This window comes from Rhizobium sp. USDA 4016, assembly GCF_056279705.1.
Genome location: NZ_JBWCCY010000004.1, coordinates 2178049 through 2196815, shown reverse-complemented (window position 1 = coordinate 2196815; position 18767 = coordinate 2178049). Strand labels below are relative to the sequence as shown.

General features: G+C 59.7%; 16 protein-coding genes. 13 read left to right on the top strand and 3 right to left on the bottom strand.

The features are described from left to right. The first annotated feature begins 71 nt into the window (after positions 1-71). The 3 genes from ACZ9DP_RS26115 to ACZ9DP_RS26105 all read left to right on the top strand — a co-directional run bounded on the left by ACZ9DP_RS26115 (position 72) and on the right by ACZ9DP_RS26105 (position 1493). On the top strand, positions 72-527 hold the full coding sequence (locus ACZ9DP_RS26115; protein ID WP_476204009.1) for a hypothetical protein: 456 nt from the start codon (positions 72-74) through the stop codon (positions 525-527). Positions 528-1008: 481 nt separating this feature from the next. Beyond that, positions 1009-1191, top strand: a complete 183-nt coding sequence (locus tag ACZ9DP_RS26110) for a hypothetical protein (protein WP_476204008.1) — start codon at positions 1009-1011, stop codon at positions 1189-1191. Positions 1192-1286: 95 nt separating this feature from the next. Further along, the gene (locus ACZ9DP_RS26105; protein ID WP_074067750.1) at positions 1287-1493 is read left to right on the top strand and encodes a hypothetical protein; all 207 of its coding nucleotides are present in this window, start codon (positions 1287-1289) and stop codon (positions 1491-1493) included. 41 nt (positions 1494-1534) lie between these two features. On the opposite strand, the gene ACZ9DP_RS26100 is transcribed toward ACZ9DP_RS26105, so the two are convergent. Beyond that, the gene (locus ACZ9DP_RS26100) at positions 1535-1765 is read right to left on the bottom strand and encodes a DUF6719 family protein (protein ID WP_476204007.1); all 231 of its coding nucleotides are present in this window, start codon (positions 1763-1765) and stop codon (positions 1535-1537) included. Positions 1766-2020: 255 nt separating this feature from the next. On the opposite strand from ACZ9DP_RS26100, the gene ACZ9DP_RS26095 reads away from it, so the two are divergent. The 7 genes from ACZ9DP_RS26095 to exoR all read left to right on the top strand — a co-directional run bounded on the left by ACZ9DP_RS26095 (position 2021) and on the right by exoR (position 11147). After that, positions 2021-2926: a hypothetical protein gene (locus tag ACZ9DP_RS26095; protein WP_476204005.1), complete on the top strand. Its 906-nt coding sequence runs from the start codon at positions 2021-2023 to the stop codon at positions 2924-2926. Positions 2927-3285: 359 nt separating this feature from the next. Continuing rightward, positions 3286-3951 carry a protein-L-isoaspartate O-methyltransferase family protein gene (locus ACZ9DP_RS26090; protein ID WP_476204004.1) on the top strand — a complete coding sequence of 222 codons (666 nt, stop codon included), beginning with the start codon at positions 3286-3288 and terminating at the stop codon, positions 3949-3951. 230 nt (positions 3952-4181) lie between these two features. Beyond that, on the top strand, positions 4182-5006 hold the full coding sequence (locus ACZ9DP_RS26085) for a PopZ family protein (RefSeq protein ID WP_476204003.1): 825 nt from the start codon (positions 4182-4184) through the stop codon (positions 5004-5006). 117 nt (positions 5007-5123) lie between these two features. Beyond that, entirely contained in the window at positions 5124-7964 is a 2841-nt protein-coding gene (locus ACZ9DP_RS26080) for a valine--tRNA ligase (RefSeq protein ID WP_074067756.1), read from the top strand. 397 nt (positions 7965-8361) lie between these two features. Then, complete coding sequence (locus ACZ9DP_RS26075; protein WP_476204002.1) at positions 8362-9621, top strand: OmpP1/FadL family transporter; 1260 nt, start codon at positions 8362-8364, stop codon at positions 9619-9621. A gap of 268 nt (positions 9622-9889) precedes the next feature. Next, positions 9890-10345 (top strand): hypothetical protein, encoded by a 456-nt coding sequence (locus ACZ9DP_RS26070; RefSeq protein WP_074067760.1) that lies wholly within the window; start codon positions 9890-9892, stop codon positions 10343-10345. A 1-nt stretch (position 10346) separates the two neighbouring features. Further along, a complete protein-coding gene (gene exoR / locus ACZ9DP_RS26065; protein WP_022715350.1) occupies positions 10347-11147 on the top strand; it encodes an exopolysaccharide production regulator ExoR in 801 nt (266 codons plus the stop codon). 9 nt (positions 11148-11156) lie between these two features. On the opposite strand, the gene xth is transcribed toward exoR, so the two are convergent. Both xth and erpA read right to left on the bottom strand, forming a co-directional pair. Beyond that, the gene (gene xth, locus ACZ9DP_RS26060) at positions 11157-11948 is read right to left on the bottom strand and encodes an exodeoxyribonuclease III (protein WP_194729560.1); all 792 of its coding nucleotides are present in this window, start codon (positions 11946-11948) and stop codon (positions 11157-11159) included. A gap of 121 nt (positions 11949-12069) precedes the next feature. After that, positions 12070-12402 (bottom strand): iron-sulfur cluster insertion protein ErpA, encoded by a 333-nt coding sequence (gene erpA, locus ACZ9DP_RS26055; RefSeq protein ID WP_022715352.1) that lies wholly within the window; start codon positions 12400-12402, stop codon positions 12070-12072. A 222-nt stretch (positions 12403-12624) separates the two neighbouring features. Between erpA and ACZ9DP_RS26050 the strand changes: the two genes are divergently transcribed. From ACZ9DP_RS26050 to ACZ9DP_RS26040, 3 genes are all read left to right on the top strand, one after another. Further along, a complete protein-coding gene (locus ACZ9DP_RS26050) occupies positions 12625-13842 on the top strand; it encodes a deoxyguanosinetriphosphate triphosphohydrolase (RefSeq protein ID WP_074067765.1) in 1218 nt (405 codons plus the stop codon). 53 nt (positions 13843-13895) lie between these two features. Then, complete coding sequence (gene argS / locus ACZ9DP_RS26045) at positions 13896-15653, top strand: arginine--tRNA ligase (RefSeq protein WP_476204001.1); 1758 nt, start codon at positions 13896-13898, stop codon at positions 15651-15653. A gap of 61 nt (positions 15654-15714) precedes the next feature. Next, the gene (locus tag ACZ9DP_RS26040) at positions 15715-18729 is read left to right on the top strand and encodes an SPOR domain-containing protein (protein ID WP_476204000.1); all 3015 of its coding nucleotides are present in this window, start codon (positions 15715-15717) and stop codon (positions 18727-18729) included. The last annotated feature ends 38 nt before the right edge of the window (positions 18730-18767 follow it).

The window sequence follows — 18767 nt, the reverse complement described above, 5'->3', positions numbered from 1 at the left end:
CGTCGGCGAGGGCGAGGGCCACCTCAGCTCGTCCATGGCCTTGCGAGTGCAGCCTTTCGATCAATTCAAGCATGGCAGCATCGACGATCTGCCGGCAGTTCATGGGTGTTGGTTGCGGTCTACCTATAAAGTATAGCTTGGCGGTCATGGCACCCCCTTTTGATCCGCTTGCAGGATGCCACAGTTTCGCAGGTGCACAAGCAACTGCTAATTTTAATATGCAGTGCAATATGGAACAATTTAACTACAGGCGCTTGCAGGGCGCCGCTGAACGCCTCATCGCGAAAGTCGGCCAGAGCGGCACCGTAACAGAGATCCTGTCTTGGGCGGCGATCCGGTCGAAAAGATCGTACACGGCCAAGCTCGTGCCGATGGAATACACGGCGGCCGAGATCGACGGGACTGTCATTCAGGCCGGAGACGTGCAGCTTTCCATCTCGTCCGTGGGGATCGCGATCTCGCCGTCACGGCCAATGGCAAGCAGTATCGCGTCGTCAACGGCGATCCCAACAATTACGATGGCGTGACCAACGTCGTCCTTGTCGTCCAAGGAAGGATTGCGCCTCAGTCGTCGTGGGGCGCCGCCCATTCGCGCTCGAATCGGATGCTGTCATCGAGTGATGGGAACCAGCAGTGAGCGTCGACCCCAGGTGTTCCTGGTCCGCCGCTTGGTGCCTTGAGTATGTAAACGCCAGCGCACTTCTTCACGGAATTTGAGAGCTTTTCCAAATCCGAATAGGGAATGTTTGCGATAATCACGGGCCCGAAATTTCCCATCCGTCACTCCGTGTCTCTGCTTGGCTGAGTATCATCGAAAGCCGAAACGATGGAAAGGAACACCTATGACTAAGTTGCTACTGCATAAGACCTATAGGGCCTGCACGCCCCGAACGATCCTCGACATTCCGCGCGTGAGGCGGGTTCACTCGAAGCCATCGGCCTCCGGCAGATCATCAAGGATGAGGCTCCCGCTCCGAAGAAGGTAGGCAAGGGCGTCGACGCTGAATAATGGCCACATTTCGCCAGCAACTCTCTGCCCTCGACGCGCTTTCTCCGAACATGGAGAAGACCTTCCGCGAGGCGATCGACGATATCAAGTCCGAGATCGCGCTGAGAGAGATTGTCGAGCGTCTGGAGCGGCGCGATCACCCACCCAGCTTCTTTGAAAGCCATCTATCGACAACGCTGTGACACGCTAGAGGTTGCCATACGGTTTATGGCGCAATCTAGGTAGGCGCACTCTTTGTTTTCATCCTTGTCGTCGGGGTCAGCCAAAGGCATGTCCAATGATGAAGCCGGAGGAGAATGCCGGGATTTTACGAGATAGAATAGGCGAAAAGGTGTGGCAAGGTGTGGCAGAGACGTTGATTTTTCAAAGGATTTTATTTCAGGCCAAGTGTGGCGGCATCCCTGGCAAACGTTTGAAAGCGCTAGACTTGGTTATTTCGGGCGAGGCCCCCAAATTTCTCAATGCTTTGACATTTCGGCGTTAGATACAGTTAGGCAAGCTTTTGTCGCGAGTGACTGGTACGGTTCACTGGTGGACGCATTGGCCGCGTCTAATTTCATCCCGATTTTTAGCTCGGGAGTACCTCGCGATCATGCCGGCCGGGCACCTCTTGTCGTCGTATAGAACGGCCTCGCCTGGGGCTAATGATGAAACTGTCGGTTTTTGCTTTACGACCTTCATTGCAGCCTCTACCGGCGCGAAGCCAGCCGAGAACAGAACTGCCGATGCGCAAAGAATGTTTATCGTGCGTTTCATTGTCCCCTCCGTCCATTCGTGAGTGCTAATAGATATAGCGGATTGGACTCGAAGGAAACTTCGCAATCGGATTAGCTCGAAACCGTAACAGGTCGGAGATTTTTAAAGCGGGTGCATCCAGCGTCCGCCAAGCAATTATTTGACAAACAATCATATTTTTGGAAAATGAGCGCCTCTCCAGGAGTAAACCTCCAAGGCAAAAGCCGGGCGCTGCGGTCTGGCTGAATTGCCGAAATCAGTCCGCTGTGATCCGATATGCCGGCCATTGAACAGGAAATTCGACAGGACGCGCGCATTCCGCCCGGCTATAGCGTTCGGGAGCTTCTGGCGTCGCCGCTGTTTGCAATGTCGCTGACGGAGGCTGCGAGCCGCCTCATAGCCATCTATCATGAGGCGCCGCGCGCGGTGCGCTATACGTCTGATCTGCGCCGTTGGCTCGTCGCCCAGGCCGCGCTCGCCTTCTATTTCGAGCGTCGGACGGATGCGAGCCGCGAGGATCTGACGGTGACGCGTCTTACCGAGTTCGCGCCGCTGCACCAATTCGCCAGCAGGAATACGATCGCTTCCTATATAGCGCAGATGCGCCAGTACAAGCTTTTCACCGAACGGGAGAGCCAGGACAAGAGACTGCGGCCGTTGGCGGTTTCCGAAGCGGCGGAGCATCTTATCCGCAACTGGTTCGACAGCCATATGGCATCGCTGGACAGGCTGGACGGGGGAGAGCGGCTTGCTCTTTCCCAGGCCGACCCACGGCTGCTTTACTATTCCCATCCGCCCGCTGCCCGGGCACTCATCGCCGATCCGCGCTGGAACGATCCGCCGGAAAGCGTGAAGACCTTCACGTTCACCAATCTCGGCAGCAATGTGATTCATGACCTGGTGGCCCGTTTTCCCTCGGGCAATACGCTTTCCGAGCGCTGCTATGTTGGCGAACTGAGGCCGGGAGATCTTGCAAGCCGCTACCATGTCTCGCGCACGCAGATCGTGCGCGTGCTGAACCGTGCGAGAACCCTCGGCGACATCGGCTGGGACGGATCGCAATATGGCGAGAAATTCTGGATTTCCGCCCGCCTGATCGAAGATTATCGGGGATGGCAGGCCGTCAAATTCGAAGCGCTGTCGAGGTCGATGAGCGACGCTTGCGCGCAGATATACACATAGTGCGGCGTTCAGGCGCGATGCACTTCGCAACTCTGGGCGCACTGACGCTATCGTGTCGTCTCGCTGTCCAGCAGCCCGCAGCAGAATATGGCGATCAGCGCTGCGATGATGAAGAAGTCGAACAGCGTGAGATACTCGAAAAAGGCAGACATGGCCTGCACCTCCTCCATTTCCTCCGGTTGTAAGAATACCACAAACCACCTCTTTGTTCCAAACAAGAGTTGCAATCCCGGCCGCGCCGGACGGCAGCCGGTTCAAGTGGGAGGATTCTTGCCGCAGTTGTTTACTGTGCCTTGAAAGCGTACGCCGCGGAGATTAAGAGGACGGGTGACAATGCCGCGTTCAACGGGCGAGAGGATATGATGGATTTCGAAGCAGCACGAGCAAAGATGGTCGACAACCAGATCCGTACGACGGACGTCACGTCGCATTCCGTGCTGACGGCCTTCCTGACGGTGCCCCGCGAGGCCTTCGTGCCGGAGAAATCCAAGGCTCTGGCCTATATCGACAACGATGTCGAAATCTCCCCGGCAGCGGGCGGCAAGTCGGCGCGCTTCCTGATGGAAGCTTCGCCGCTGGCAAAGCTGCTGCAACTTGCTGCCATCACCACCGACGATGCGGTTCTCGAAGTCGGCTGTGGCACGGGCTACACCTCGGCTCTGCTGGCCATGCTTGCCGGTTCGGTGGCTGCGCTTGAATGCGACGAAGCGCTTGCAGCCGAAGCAAAGAAGAACCTTTCCGGCTACACCAACGTTTCCGTCGTCACCGGCGCGCTGGAGCAGGGCAACAGTGCCGGCGCGCCCTACGATCTGATCTTCGTCAATGGCTCCGTCGAGGAGGTCCCCGCTGCCCTTCTTGACCAGCTCGCCGAGGGCGGCCGTCTTGTCACCGTTCAGGGCTACGGCAACGCCGCCCGCGCCAAGGTGTTCTTCAGCGAAAACGGCGCTGTTTCGGAAAACGTGTTCTTCAATGCTTCGGTCAAGCCGTTGCCGGGCTTTGCCAAGGTTCGAGAGTTCGTCTTCTGAGCGCAATTTTCAGGATTTATGAAGCGGGCGCCTCGGGGCGCCCGTTTTGTTTTCGGCCTGCCGCAAAAGCGTCAGCGGCGCTGGCCTAGACTGCCGCAACAAAACTGTGCACGGGCGCATTCATTTGATTCGCGCTGATTTTTTTCATGTCTGGGGTATTCTAAGGTCTGGGTGATTCGGATGCCCACTCCACGCAATCCGATCTTGTTGCAGGGATAACGGGGATAGATATGGCTCAGCCAAGCGTAGTGCGTGAACCGTCCATGGAAGAGATTCTGGCGTCGATCCGCCAGATCATCGAGAGCAATGAGCCGGGCGCGGGCAGGGCGATTTCGCCGTCCCTGCCGCCTGTCTACGGCGCCGATGACGAGGAGAGCGACTCCAACATCCATCTGACGGTCGACGAGACTTATGCTGACGTCGAGTTCCCCGAGCCTATGATGATGTCCGATCCGCGTTTCGTCGCGGCGAATTCGGCAGGCAGCCGCGAAGCGGAAGCGCCGGCGCCGGCGCGGGCGATGTCGCTTGCCGATGTTGCTGCCCGCGTTCGTGCCGCCTCGGAGCGTACCGCACCGCAACCGCAGCGCGAAGCGCCGCCGGTCTTTCATCAACTAGAACCGGCCGGATCCCCCGACCAGGAAGCCCGCCATCCGGCGGAGGCCGTTTCAGCACCTTTTGGTGCTCCGCCGCCGGCCGCAATGCCGGCGCCCGCCGTTGCGCAGGCAGAACGCGTTGACATGCCGCAGCCAGCCGCCGCAGAACCGGCGCAGCGGGCGGCCGTCCCGCCGGCCGCCGACGCTGAAGAAGAGCGTTTGCCGAATGTCGCCGAAGAAACCCAGAGCCTGATTTCGCAGAGCGCCGGCCTGCAGGTTGCACGCTCGTTCGAGGAGCTTGCGCTTGCGATTGATGGCGCCGAGCGCCGCTCGCTGGACGAGATTGCCGAGGACATGCTGCGCCCGATGCTGCGCGAGTGGCTGGACGACAACCTGCCGACGCTTGTCGAACGGCTGGTGCGCGAAGAAATCGAACGCGTGGCGCGCGGCCCGCGCCGCTGACCGGGACCGCTTTTGTCGAACAAGCCGCTCCGGTCTCCGGGGCGGCTTTTTTATTGACTTGCCGTCAGCCATCCTATTTACAACCCCCATCCTAAAACCCCGAAGTTTGGTCATAAAATGCTCGACAAGACCTATGATTCCGCCGCAGTCGAACCGAAAATCGCCGCGAAATGGGATGAGGCCGATGCGTTCCGCGCGGGCGCCAACAAGAAGCCCGGCGCCGAGACCTTCACGATCGTCATCCCGCCGCCGAACGTGACCGGTTCGCTGCACATGGGACATGCGCTGAATAATACGCTGCAGGACATCATGATCCGCTTTGAGCGCATGCGCGGCAAGGACGTGCTCTGGCAGCCGGGCATGGACCATGCGGGCATCGCCACACAGATGGTCGTCGAGCGCAAGCTGATGGAACAGCAGCTGCCGGGCCGGCGCGAGATGGGCCGCGACGCCTTCATCGAGAAGGTCTGGGAGTGGAAGGCGGAATCGGGCGGCTTGATCTTCAACCAGCTGAAGCGCCTAGGTGCTTCCTGCGACTGGTCGCGCGAACGGTTCACGATGGACGACGGGCTCTCGGAGGCGGTTCTCGAGGTTTTCGTCACCCTCTACAAAGAGGGTCTGATCTACAAGGACAAACGCCTCGTCAACTGGGACCCGAAGCTTCTGACGGCGATCTCCGACATGGAAGTCGAGCAGGTTGAGGTCAAAGGCAATCTCTGGCATTTGCGCTATCCGCTTGAAGAGGGCGTCACCTATCAGCATCCCGTAGCCTTTGACGAGGAGGGTAAACCCACCGACTTCGAAACGCGCGACTACCTGGTTGTTGCGACGACGCGGCCCGAGACCATGCTCGGCGATACTGGCGTCGCGGTGAATCCCGAAGACGAGCGCTACAAAGCGATCATCGGCAAACACGTCATTTTGCCGATCGTCGGCCGCAAGATTCCGATCGTTGCCGACACCTACGCCGATCCGACGGCCGGCACCGGCGCCGTCAAGGTCACCCCTGCACACGACTTCAACGACTTCGACGTTGCCAAGCGCACGGGCCTGCGTGCGATCAACGTGCTCAATACCGATGCTTCGGTTACCATCAAGGACAACGAGGACTTCCTGGAAGGTCTCGGCCATCCGGCCGCCTTGCATGGCGCCTGGGACCGGCTGGAAGGCCAGGATCGCTTCACGGCACGGAAGATCATCGTCGAGATTTTCGAGGAAGCGGGCCTGCTCGACAAGATCGAGCCGCACATACATACGGTCCCGCACGGCGACCGTGGCGGGGTGCCGATCGAGCCGCGTTTGACCGAACAATGGTGGGTGGACAACAAGACGCTTGCGAAGCCTGCCATCGCATCGGTCCGTGAAGGCCGCACCCAGTTTGTTCCGAAGAACTGGGAGAACACTTACTTCCAGTGGATGGAGAACATCCAGCCCTGGTGCATTTCCCGCCAGCTCTGGTGGGGCCATCAGATCCCGGCCTGGTACGGTCCGGACGGCCAGGTCTTCGTCGAGAAAACCGAGGAGGAGGCGCTGCAGGCTGCGATCCAGCATTACCTCTCGCACGAAGGCCCGATGAAGGCCTATGTCGAGGACCTCTTGGAAAATTTCAAGCCGGGCGAAATCCTGACGCGCGACGAGGACGTTCTCGACACCTGGTTCTCCTCAGCGCTCTGGCCTTTCTCCACTCTCGGCTGGCCGGAGCAGACGCCGGAACTGGCGCGGTACTACCCGACGAACGTTCTCGTCACAGGCTTCGACATCATACCGTTTTGGGTGGTTCGTATGATGCAGATGGGCCTGCACTTCATGAAGGACGAGGACGGCAATCCGATCGAGCCCTTCCATACCGTCTATATCCACGCGCTCGTCCGCGACAAGAACGGCCAGAAGATGTCGAAGTCGAAGGGCAACGTCATCGATCCGCTCGAACTGATGGACGAATACGGCGCCGACGCATTGCGCTTCACGCTGGCGATCATGGCTGCACAGGGCCGCGATGTTAAGCTCGATCCGGCCCGCATCGCCGGCTACCGGAACTTCGGCACCAAGCTTTGGAACGCCACGCGCTTTGCCGAAATGAACGGTGTCAAAAGCGATCCGAACTTCGTACCGGAGGCGACGGGGCTGACGATCAACCGCTGGATCCTGACGGAGCTTGCCCGTACTGAACGTGACGTAACGGAAGCAATCGAATCCTACCGCTTCAACGATGCGGCCGGTGCGCTTTACCGGTTCGTCTGGAATCAGGTCTGCGACTGGTACCTGGAACTGCTGAAGCCGGTCTTCAGCGGTGAAGACGAGGGCGCGAAGAAGGAGGCTCAGGCCTGCAGCGCCTATGTTCTCGAAGAGATCTACAAGTTGCTGCATCCGTTCATGCCGTTCATGACCGAGGAGCTTTGGGCGCATACAGCAGGCGAAGGCGTCGAGCGCGATACGCTGATCTGCCATGCCGAATGGCCGGCGCCGTCCTATGCCGACAATGCTGCAGCCGACGAGATCAACTGGCTGATCGACCTCGTCTCCGGCATCCGCTCGGTTCGCGCCGAAATGAACGTTCCGCCGTCGGCGACTGCGCCGCTGGTGGTCGTCAAGGCCAACAATCTGACGCGCGAACGGCTTGCCCGTCACGAGGCCGCGATCAAGCGCCTTGCCCGTGTCGAAGCGATTACACTTGCCGATAGCGCCCCGAAGGGGGCAGCGCAGATCGTCGTCGCCGAAGCGACCGCCTGCCTGCCGCTCGGCAGCCTGATCGATCTTTCGGTTGAAAAAACTCGCTTGGAAAAGGCAATCACCAAGACCGAAGGAGAGATCGCGCGCATCAACGGCAAGCTTTCAAACGAGAAGTTCGTCGCCAATGCCAATCCGGACGTGGTGGAAGCGGAGCGCGAGAGGCTGGCCGAATTCCAGAGCCAGATCGCAAGCCTCAAGGTAGCGCTGTCGCGCGTCATTGAAGCCTAGGCTTCCCCTTGGTGTATGATACCTGAAGGCGTCCGGTTTGGTCGGACGCCTTTTTTACGCCGTTGGAATGATTCGATCGTCCTGGCTGAATATTCCCCGCTGCAAACATACAGTTTTGCGAATTTATGAAATGAACTGCCCTCTCGGGGCGAAAATCACGACTGTTGTCAGATTGATACAGATCACCCGATGTGTGGAATGACAGTCCAAAAATACCCATAAATGATTAGGGTATTAGGATAAAATTTTATGAACAAAAAACATTGACGTGCCCGTCAATTCCTTACGTCAATTTAACACCTCTCCCGCATTGTGGCTGCAAGAAGGCGCAAGTTGCCATTTATCACGATCGCCTGCACTCTGCCGCCATTGGAGTGCTTTAGTGGGGGAGACACAGTTGGCATCTCGTATGTTTTTCAAAGGCGTAGCATCGCTCGCCGTCCTTTCGTCCATCGCCTCGCCATCGTTTGCGGGCGGGCTGGAGCGCGGCGGGTATAATATCGATCTTCTGTTTGATCCTTCGCGCTTTGCTTCTGAAGCAGCGGCGACTTATGTCGCTCCTCAACGCGAACTGAAGAATGTGAGGGATACGGACACTACAACCGCGCTTCCTCCTGTGCCGACCGGCCTCGGCGGCGGTGATCTCAATTATCGCCCTGACAGTGCGGACGACAGCGAAGGTTACTGGGTTCCTCGCATCGGCATCAAAGCTTCGCCGTATGAGGTTTTTGATTGCTTGGCCGACTATTCCGAACCTTGGGGCGCTCATACGAAACCAGGCACCAACTGGGCAGGCGCTAATTACAACATAGAAACGAAGGTTAATAGCCACAATTATGCCGGTACCTGCTCGTACAAATTCGACTTGGGTCCCGGCCAGCTCCGCTTAATCGGGGGCGCATTTTATCAAGAGGTAGATGGTTTTAAAGAACGGCTTGTTCAGGATTTCACAGGCACGGGCATTCCGTTTTCGGGTATCGGTCGCCTCGAGCTTGAGGGAGATGGTTGGGGTTGGCGAACGGGCATAGCGTATGAGATCCCCGAATACGCATTACGCGCCAGCCTCGTCTACAATAGTGAAGTTGATCTAGGTGACATAGCCGGCACGATCGACCTGCGGAATGTGCGTGGACCTGCACCAGTAAATTTTTATGACGTCTTCGGTACAGCGAAGATGCCGGATTCGCTGGAACTAAAAATTCAGAGCGGTATCGCGCCGGATTGGCTAGCGTTCGGCTCCGTGAAATGGACGGACTGGAGCCAGCTTCAGGTGTTGGATTTCTGCCCCGCAGGGGGTGGCACGGCAGCGCAGCCGTGCACCAGTCTCGATCTTCTTTATCGCGATGGCTGGACGATCAGCGGCGGGATTGGACATAAATTCAACGAGCATTGGAGCGGCGCTGTCAGCCTGACCTGGGACCGCGGAACAAGCCACGGCTATGGGACGCAAACTGATACCTGGTTGCTGGGTACCGGCGCTTCATATACGCCGAACGAAAACGTCGAGTTTCGCCTTTCCGGCGCACTGGGTATCCTGACCAGCGGGGAATCCGGAGCGGTTACCTATCAAGGGCAGACCATCGGCGACGACGTCTCCTATACTTTTGGAAACGATTTGGTGGCAGCAATTTCCACCACCCTCAAAATCAAATTCTGATCTTGCATCAACGAAGTAGAAGAGCCCGGCAAAAACGCCGGGCTTTTCTTTGCGCCCGCCGTATTAACCTTGCTCCAAGTCATCTCATTTTGTGACGATTCAGCAACACATTTTTACGACAGTTCGCATATCATGCCGGCGGGGCGAATTTGTCCATTTCCCGCCACAAACAGGGCGCAGCGATATTTGCGGGCGAGGGAATGGCAGGCGTAGGGTACGTTTAAGAAGCAAGATGGGTCGAGTTTTTTCCGCGACGGGCAAAGTGCGTATGAGCGCCGGCTTTGATGCCGCTTCTTGTGCGATTCAGCTTTTCCCGCAAGGCGATTCCGCCCAAAAAATTCACTCAGAAGTCACGCACCCAAGCTGTCTTTCCCCCGATGATACGGCGTCCATTGTCGCCGCACGCAGGCACCGCGATCACGCCAGCACCGGTTTGGTCACATTTGGTGTTTACGAATATTCGAAAGGCGGAAGGACGCTTGTTCGCTCCGCAGGAATGACGCCGCAGGCATTGCAGGCGGACCAGGCCGGAACGCGGGTGGTCTATCGCGATGCGCAAAAAATTCAGGCTCTCGAAGAAGGGCCGAAGGCTGGATGCGACGCGGGCAAAGGGGCCATTGAGCCCGCCGCGGGATCGCTCGCCTGGAGGAATACGCCGGGAAGCCGGGCAGCGGAGTATATGCTGCCATGGCGGTCTGCGATGGAAGCGAAAGAAACCGAGTGAAATGCTGACATCCGAGTTCAGACTTTTCAGATTTACGCTTATGGGGCTGTCTATCGCGCTTTCGGCGGCGATATCCTCCCCGGCCAAGGCATTCGATATCAATGCAGGCGTCACCAAGGAATCCGGTCCCTTCGATCTCTTCAAGTTCGGCTTCAAGGCCTATAAGAGCGGCCAGAAGGAAGAGGCCATCGAAGCCTATAAATACGCCGCCGAAAAGGGCCATACCGGTTCGCGCTGGGCGCTCGCCAATATGTATGCCGACGGCGATGGCGTCGCCCAGGACGATTTCGAAGCCTTCAAGATATACAGTGAAATCGCCCAGCAGGGCGTGGAGCCCGGCTCCGAAGATACCGGCTTCTTCATCAACGCGCTTTTGTCGCTCGCCAACTATTACAAGCACGGCATTCCCGGCAGCCCGGTGCGGACCGATCTCAGCCAGGCCCGCCAGCTCTATTTCCAGGTCGCATCGACCTTCGGCGTCGCTGAAGCGCAGTTCCAGCTCGCGCAGATGATGCTGTCGGGCGACGGCGGCACGCGCAGTCCGCAGCAGGCGAAGAAGTGGCTGAACCAGGCCCGCAAGAGCGGCCACCCCGGGGCCATGTCGGTCTTCGGCAATATTCTTTTCCAGGAAGGCCAGTCGGCACGCGGCCTGGCGCTGATGACGGCGGCGCTCGACCGCTGCAAGCCGAAGGATTGCGGCTGGATGGAATCGCTGCAGGAGCAGGCCTTCTCGGTCGCGACCGAAGGTGATCGCCGCACGGCTGTTTCGCTCTCCCACAAGATCGCGACCGGCAGCGATTAATCTGCGACCTTAAGCTGCGAAGTCGAAATAGGCGACGACCGGAACGTGGTCGGACGGCTTTTCCCAGGCCCGTACATGCTTTTCGATCGCCACCGACGTCATGTGATCGGCGGCCTCCGGCGAAAGCATCAGGTGATCGATCCGGATGCCGTTGTTCTTCTGCCAGGCGCCGGCCTGGTAATCCCAGAAGGAATAGAGCTGAACGGCGTCGCTCGAGGTGCGGACGGCATCGGTAAGCCCGAGATTTTCGAGCCTGCGGAAGGCCTCGCGCGTTTGCGGCAGGAAGAGCGCATCGCTTTCCCAGACCTTCGGATCGAAGCAGTCGTGCGGTTCGGGGATCACGTTGTAGTCGCCGGCGAGGATGAAGACGTCCTCATAGGCGAGGCGCGAGACCGCAAATTGGCGCAGCCGCTCCATCCAGGCGAGCTTGTAAGGATATTTTTCGGTGTCGACGGGATTGCCGTTCGGCAGATAGAGGCAGCAGACGCGAAGGGCGCGATTGCCGGGGATCGAGAACACGGCTTCGAGAAAACGCGCCTGCTCGTCGAGAGCATCGCCCGGCAGCCCGCGGCTCACCTCGTCCGGCGTGGTCTTGGAAAGGATCGCAACGCCATTGAAACCCTTCTGGCCATGCGTTTCGACGTGATAGCCCATCGCCTCGATCTCGAGCCGCGGGAAAGCCTCGTCGATCGTCTTGATCTCCTGCAGGCAGACGATGTCCGGATCGGAATCCTTGAGCCATTGCGTGAGGTTGTCGATGCGCGCCTTGACGCCGTTGATGTTCCAGGTCGCGATCTTCATAGGTTGTTCCTTTTGCGGCTTCGTGCCTGATCTTTTATCGTGCCGTCCCACGTGCGGACAAGACGATAAACCGGCCGGAAGGGATACTTCGGCCGGTTCGATGTGGATAGACAGGCAAGCTTTAAATCGAGAAGCTGGTGCCGCAGCCGCAGCTTGCAACCGCGTTCGGGTTCTTGATCTGGAAGGATTGACCGAGAAGGTTGTCGACGAAGTCGATTTCCGAGCCTGCCATATAGACCAGCGACAGGCTGTCGATCAGTACCTTGGCGTTGTTCTTCTCGATGACGATGTCATCGTCCCGGGCATCGCCGGTAAGATCGAACTTGTATGAAAAACCCGAGCAGCCGCCGCCTTCGACGGAAACGCGCAGCGCGTTCTTGCCGGTTTCGGCACCGACGATCGCCGCGATTCGTTTTGCCGCCGCGTCGGAAAGGGTTACACTTGTATCCGTCATGTTTCCTCCTGCCGGGGTCAAGATCCGGAGAGAATTGATACTGGCCGATGAAACGTCAAACGGCTGATATCAAAAGAATTTACCACATGCGTTGTCGGAACGCATTATTCGGCAAAGCAGTTAAGAAAGCGCCTCTTTGCCGTTTATGTTGGCTATAGGTATGAAGAGCGCGATGCGGCGTCAATGGGCGAGGTGCTGCGCGATGTTGAATGACGGTGAAAAATGAAGATCGACAGGCAGGCGTTGGGTTTTGGAAATGGCGAGCGGGCAACCTATGCGGCAGACCCCTGGACGACGCGCGGAAGGCTTTATGCCGAAAGCTGCAGCCCGACGCGTTCCGAATTTCAGCGCGATCGCGACCGCATCGTCCATACGACGGCTTTTCGCCGTCTGAAGCACAAGACGCAGGTCTTCATCGCGCAGGATGGCGATCATTATCGTACGCGCCTGACGCACACGATCGAGGTCGCCCAGATCGCCCGTGCCCTGGCGCGCGCCCTGAAGCTTGACGAGGACCTGGCGGAGGGCGTGGCGCTCGTCCACGACTTTGGCCACACGCCTTTCGGCCACACCGGCGAGGACGCGCTGCACGAGGTGCTCCTGCCCTATGGCGGCTTCGACCATAACGCCCAGTCGCTCCGCATCGTCACCAAGCTGGAGCGGCGCTATGCCGAATTCGACGGCATCAACCTGACCTGGGAGAGCCTCGAAGGCCTCGTGAAGCACAATGGGCCGCTGCTGACGAAGGACGGGCAGGGCACGCGCGGGCCGGTGCCGCAGCCGATCCTCGATTACTGCGAAATCCACGACCTCGAACTTGCGACCTTCGCCAGCCTCGAAGCGCAGGTGGCAGCGATCGCCGACGACATTGCCTATAACACCCATGACATCGACGATGGTCTGCGTTCGGGCTACCTGACGTTCGAGATGCTGGAGGAAATTCCCTTCCTCGCCGGACTGATGGCCGAGGTCCGCGCGCGCTACCCCCATCTTGAGAAGAGCCGGTTCACGCATGAGATCATGCGCCGGCAGATCACGCGCATGGTCGAAGATGTCATTGCCGTCGCCCAGGAGCGCCTGACTGAGGTGAAGCCGAAAAGCGTCAAGGATGTACGCGAGGCCGGCAAGGTGATCGCAACCTTCTCGCAGGCGATGTCGCAGACCGACAGGCAGATCAAGCAGATGCTCTTCAAGCGCATCTACCGCCATCCCGACATCATGCGCATCCGCGCAGGCGCCGCAACGATCGTCACCGATCTTTTCGCCGCCTACATGGCCAATCCGAAAGAGATGCAGAGCCATTACTGGGTCGATCATATTGCCGGCCTTGCCGATGCGCCGAAAGCCCGCCATGTCGGCGATTATCTGGCGGGCATGACCGACACCTATGCAATCAGCGCCCACAGGCGATTGTTTGACCGCACTCCGGATTTGCGATAGGCAGCGGGCGCCGCGGCAAGAGCTGCGGCAGAGCCTATGCATGGAAGAGTGCGATGAACCTTTTTACCGACTTCGAAGCCAGGATTAAGAACGCCCTTGAACAGATTGATATCGTCAAGGAAAAGCGATCCGAGCTCGATTTCGGCCGCATCGCGGTCGAGCCGCCGCGTGATGCAAGCCACGGCGATGTCGCGACCAATGCCGCGATGGTGCTGGCAAAGCCGCTGGGGACCAATCCGCGCGCGCTCGCCGAAATCATCATCGCCAAGTTGAAAGAAGATGCCGACGTAGCCGACGTCTCCGTCGCCGGTCCCGGCTTCATCAACATCAGGCTTTCCATCGGCTACTGGCAGCGCTTGCTTGCTTCGATCATCGCGGCTGGAACCGACTACGGCCGCTCGAAGCTTGGCGCCGGCAAGAAGGTCAATGTCGAATATGTCTCGGCAAACCCGACCGGCCCGATGCATGTCGGCCATTGCCGCGGCGCCGTCGTCGGAGACGCGCTGGCTAATCTGCTTGCCTTCGCCGGCTATGCCGTCGAGAAGGAATACTACATCAACGATGCAGGCTCGCAGATCGACGTGCTGGCGCGCTCGGTCTTCCTGCGCTACCGCGAAGCGCTCGGCGAAAGCATTGGCGATATCCCGCCCGGCTTTTATCCGGGCGATTATCTGATCCCGGTCGGAAAGTCCCTTGCTGGCGACTATGGCGTGCGGCTGCACAACATGCCGGAAGAGCAGTGGATGCCGATCGTCAAGGATCGCGCGATCGCCGCGATGATGACGATGATCCGCGAGGATCTCGCAGCTCTCAACGTGCATCACGACATCTTCTTTTCCGAGCGGATGCTGCATGATGCCGGCGCTGCCGCGATCCGCACCGCGATCAATGATCTGACCTTCAAGGGCTTCGTCTACAAGGGCGCGCTGCCGCCGCCGAAGGGCCAGGTGCCCGAAGACTGGGAAGACCGCGAGCAGACGCTCTTCCGCTCGACGGAAGTCGGCGACGACATGGATCGCCCACTTATCAAGTCGGATGGCTCCTACACCTATTTCGCCGCGGATGTCGCCTATTTCAAGAACAAGTTCGATCGCGGCTTCGACGAAATGATCTATGTGCTCGGCGCCGACCACGGCGGATACGTGAAGCGCCTGGAGGCCGTTGCCCGCGCCGTTTCCCAAGGAAAATCGAAGCTCACCGTTCTGCTTTGCCAGCTCGTGAAGCTCTATCGCAACGGCGAGCCGGTGAAGATGTCGAAACGCTCCGGCGACTTCGTGACGCTGCGCGACGTGGTCGAGGAAGTGGGCCGCGATTCGGTTCGCTTCATGATGCTCTACCGCAAGAACTCCGAGCCGCTCGACTTCGATTTCGCCAAGGTAACGGAACATTCGAAAGACAATCCGGTCTTTTACGTGCAGTATGCGCATGCCCGCTGCATGTCGGTTTTCCGCCAGGCGAAGGAGGCGTTTCCGGATCTTGACCTATCGCCCGCAGACCTTGCGGAAGCGGTCTCCGGCATCTACGATCCCACGGAATTGCAGCTGGTTGCGAAGGTTGCAGAATTCCCGCGCATCGTCGAATCTGCGGCACAGTCGCAAGAGCCCCATCGCATCGCGTTTTACCTGTATGATCTCGCAAGTTTCTTCCATGCGCACTGGAATAAAGGTAAAGATCAAACGGACTTACGATTTGTTAACGATAAGAACCGAGAATCGAGTATTGCCAGACTTGGGCTGGTGTATGCTGTCGCTTCGGTTTTGAAGTCGGGACTCGCCATTACAGGCACTGCCGCACCGGATGAAATGCGATAACGTCACCATTTCCCCACATTGCGCTGGCATTTGACCGCGTGGGTTTACGGGTGGGATGAGTATGGCTGACAAACAACTGGCGTATGATACGCGAAAGAAGACGGAGCTTTTCGATGAAGGCGATCCGCTGGCTGAGCTTGCGCGTATCGTAGGCTTCGAGCCGCGCATAGCCGCCAATACGGTTGCTGACGTGCCCCGGCAGGAGCCGGCATTCAATCTCGAGGACGAGCTTCTTCGCGAATTCGAGCGTTTCGACGCTCCGCGTCCGCTCGCCGGCCTCGATCGTCCGGCCGAACCTGCCGCCGAGGAATATGACTATCCCGCAGCCGAGGCCATCGTCGAGCCGGAGCCTGTCGATCCGCCGGCTGCCGCATCGCCCGCCGGGGAGGAGGCCGAGGTCCTTTCCGCCGCCGATTGGGTCGCGCCCCAGGCGTCCGAACCGGTTTTCGGTGGCGCCCGCGATCTGATTGAGGAGCTCGAGCTCTCGATCGGCGGTCCCACGGTTCAAATTCCGCAGGCTTCAGCCCCTGCCAAGGCGCCGCAGTGGTCGGCTGCCAGCATCAAGCTTCCGCTTGCGAACTTCCATGCCGCCCGCCGCGACGAGCCGGTTGAAGCGCCCGTAAAAGCCGTTGCGCCTGTCGAGGCGGTCGCCGCTCCCGAACAGCAGCCCGAGCCTGTTGCGCATGTTCAGCCCGGTATCCAGATCCAGCCCGAGCCGGTAATGGAGCCGGTCGCCTTTGATCCGGCCGAGGAATTCGAAACGGCTGCTCCGCAGGGCTTTCCGGCCGAACTCGATCGCCATGACGAAGTGGTCATGGATGAAGCGCCAACCCAGGCAATGCTTGCGCCGGTGGAGGCGCCGGTTGCGATGGAGCCGCGGGTTGAAGCTGAACCCTTCGATCTGGTTGCTGCCGCAACGGAAGGCGTCGTACAGGCGGACGCCGCGCTGACTGAAGCACCTCCCGAAGATCAGCCGATCGCCTTCGATTTCGATGATCTGCTGGCGGACGTCTCCCGTTATCCGGTTCCTCAGCGCGCGGCCTCTGCGCCCGAGGAGCCGAAGGCGGCACCTTTCGAGGAGTGGGAGCCGCTGGTCGTCACGCCCGTTGCTGCTGCACCTGTCGCCGCTCCAGTGGTTGTTGCTGCTGCTGCCGCCGCCGAAGTTCCCGCTGTGGCCGCACCTGCCAAGCAGGATGCTGACAGCGAAGATCCGTTTGCCGGCCACGATTTCGAACTCGATCTCGAAGGCATCGAACTCGAACTCGCCGATCTAGATTTTGCCGAGCCTGCAAAGGCGCCGGAACCTGCTCCTGTCGTTACGGCAGCGCCGCCTGCCGTGGTTGTCGCGCGGCCAGTCGGGCAGGTTGCTGCCGCTTCGCTTTACGATGGGCCGCATCCCGCAGCCGTGGAGAGCGTGACCGCTGCAGCCGATGCCGATGAAGATCTGCCCTTCGATGCCTCGATGATTGCTGAGGCCGACCATCATCCCGAGACTGTCGAGGACATGCATGTGCCGTCGCTGCCGCCCGTCGAGCAGCCGGCGCCGGCTGCGCCGGCAAACGACTTCGATTTCGACGTCGACGCGGAAATTGCAAGCCTCTTCGAAACGTCGGTCCAAAAGGAACCGGCTGCGGCGGCACCTGCTTGGGCTCCAGAAGCGGCACCCGCTTGGGCTCCTGCAGCAGCCGCTGCCGTTGTTGCAGCAGCGCCGGTGGCGGCTCGGCCGCAGTCGGCCGGCGGACTTGACGAATTCGAGCGTGCGCTCGAGGAGGATTTCCGCCGCAGCGTTCGTGAACCCGTTCGCCGCGCCGAAGCGCCGGCCGAGGTCCGTATCCAATCCGCGGCCGAGGCCGAGGACATGGGCCGCGCCCGTTCCATGAAGCGGTTGCTTGCGGCTGCCGCTCTGATCGTCGTCTTCGCCGGCGGTGCCTACGGCGTCTATTCGGTTGTTACCGACGGCGGCCTCGGCATTGCTGGCGGCGAACCGCGCGTGATCGTGGCCGACAAGGAACCGGTCAAGATCGTCCCGGAAAATCCGGGCGGCAAGACTGTGCCAAACCAGGACAAGGCGGTCTATGACCGCGTTGCCGGTGCCACCGAAGCGCCGAAGCAGAAGGCGCTCGTTTCATCCGACGAAGAGCCCGTCGATGTCGTTCAGCGCACCCTGACGCCCGAAGTTCTGCCGGAAGACAACGACGGACCCATCGCCGATAATCCGGCAAGTACGCCGGTCGGCGATACGCAGGACCCGCGTCTGCTTCCGAACGAGGACACGGCGCAGAACGGTGCTGCGACCGAGGAGGGCCCCGATGGCGATCGTCCGCCGGCCGTTGCACCGCGCAAGGTTCGCACAATGATCGTCAAGCCGGACGGAACGCTGGTTGCCCGCGAAGAGCCTGCCGCACCGGTTGAAGAGCCCGCCGTTCAGCCGCCTGCCGCTGTGACGGCCTCTAAAGGTTCGGCGGCAAGCTTCCCGGCGAGCAACGAAGTCGCCTCCGCCGATATCCGCGCGACGCCTGTTGAAACGACCACCGTCGCGCCGCTGCCCGCCGCTCAGCAGCCATCCACGTCTACCCTGGAAAAGGTTGCCGCTGCAGATCCGGCAAATGCAAAGTTCGATCAGCCTGTCCCTCCGGTTCAGGCACCGCCCGCCGCTGAAAAGCCTGCCGATACGGCGCCGGTACCGATGGCCCGTCCGGCCGAGCAGCCGGTCGATGTCGTCGGCACCGTGACCGAAAGAGGCAATGTCCGCCCGGCCGAACAGCAGCCGAAGCCGGCTGAAGTGGCATCCGTCGAGCCTGCCGCTGCCAAGCCGCAGCAGGCTGCACCGGCTGGCGGATACGGCATGCAGATCGCGTCGTTGCCGTCCGAAGCAGAGGCGAACAAATCCTATGCGAGCCTGTCGAAGAAGTTTGCAAGCGTTCTCGGCGGCCGCAGCTTTGAAATCCGAAAGGCCGAAATCGCCGGTAAAGGCACGTTCTACCGCGTCCGGATCCCGGCCGGCTCGAAGGACGAGGCCGCAGCCCTTTGCCAGCAATATCGCTCAGCCGGAGGCAGCTGCCTGATTTCGAAGTAAACGATTGATCGTTTGATCCGGAGCGGCGGGCATGTCCC

Coding starts and splice junctions, on each gene's coding strand:
- ACZ9DP_RS26115 (WP_476204009.1), top strand. CDS start 72: ATGGCAGCATCGACGATCTGCCGGCAGTTCATGGGTGTTGGTTGCGGT.
- ACZ9DP_RS26110 (WP_476204008.1), top strand. CDS start 1,009: ATGGCCACATTTCGCCAGCAACTCTCTGCCCTCGACGCGCTTTCTCCG.
- ACZ9DP_RS26105 (WP_074067750.1), top strand. CDS start 1,287: ATGATGAAGCCGGAGGAGAATGCCGGGATTTTACGAGATAGAATAGGC.
- ACZ9DP_RS26100 (WP_476204007.1), bottom strand. CDS start 1,765: ATGAAACGCACGATAAACATTCTTTGCGCATCGGCAGTTCTGTTCTCG.
- ACZ9DP_RS26095 (WP_476204005.1), top strand. CDS start 2,021: ATGCCGGCCATTGAACAGGAAATTCGACAGGACGCGCGCATTCCGCCC.
- ACZ9DP_RS26090 (WP_476204004.1), top strand. CDS start 3,286: ATGATGGATTTCGAAGCAGCACGAGCAAAGATGGTCGACAACCAGATC.
- ACZ9DP_RS26085 (WP_476204003.1), top strand. CDS start 4,182: ATGGCTCAGCCAAGCGTAGTGCGTGAACCGTCCATGGAAGAGATTCTG.
- ACZ9DP_RS26080 (WP_074067756.1), top strand. CDS start 5,124: ATGCTCGACAAGACCTATGATTCCGCCGCAGTCGAACCGAAAATCGCC.
- ACZ9DP_RS26070 (WP_074067760.1), top strand. CDS start 9,890: ATGAGCGCCGGCTTTGATGCCGCTTCTTGTGCGATTCAGCTTTTCCCG.
- exoR (WP_022715350.1), top strand. CDS start 10,347: ATGCTGACATCCGAGTTCAGACTTTTCAGATTTACGCTTATGGGGCTG.
- xth (WP_194729560.1), bottom strand. CDS start 11,948: ATGAAGATCGCGACCTGGAACATCAACGGCGTCAAGGCGCGCATCGAC.
- erpA (WP_022715352.1), bottom strand. CDS start 12,402: ATGACGGATACAAGTGTAACCCTTTCCGACGCGGCGGCAAAACGAATC.
- ACZ9DP_RS26050 (WP_074067765.1), top strand. CDS start 12,625: ATGAAGATCGACAGGCAGGCGTTGGGTTTTGGAAATGGCGAGCGGGCA.
- argS (WP_476204001.1), top strand. CDS start 13,896: ATGAACCTTTTTACCGACTTCGAAGCCAGGATTAAGAACGCCCTTGAA.
- ACZ9DP_RS26040 (WP_476204000.1), top strand. CDS start 15,715: ATGGCTGACAAACAACTGGCGTATGATACGCGAAAGAAGACGGAGCTT.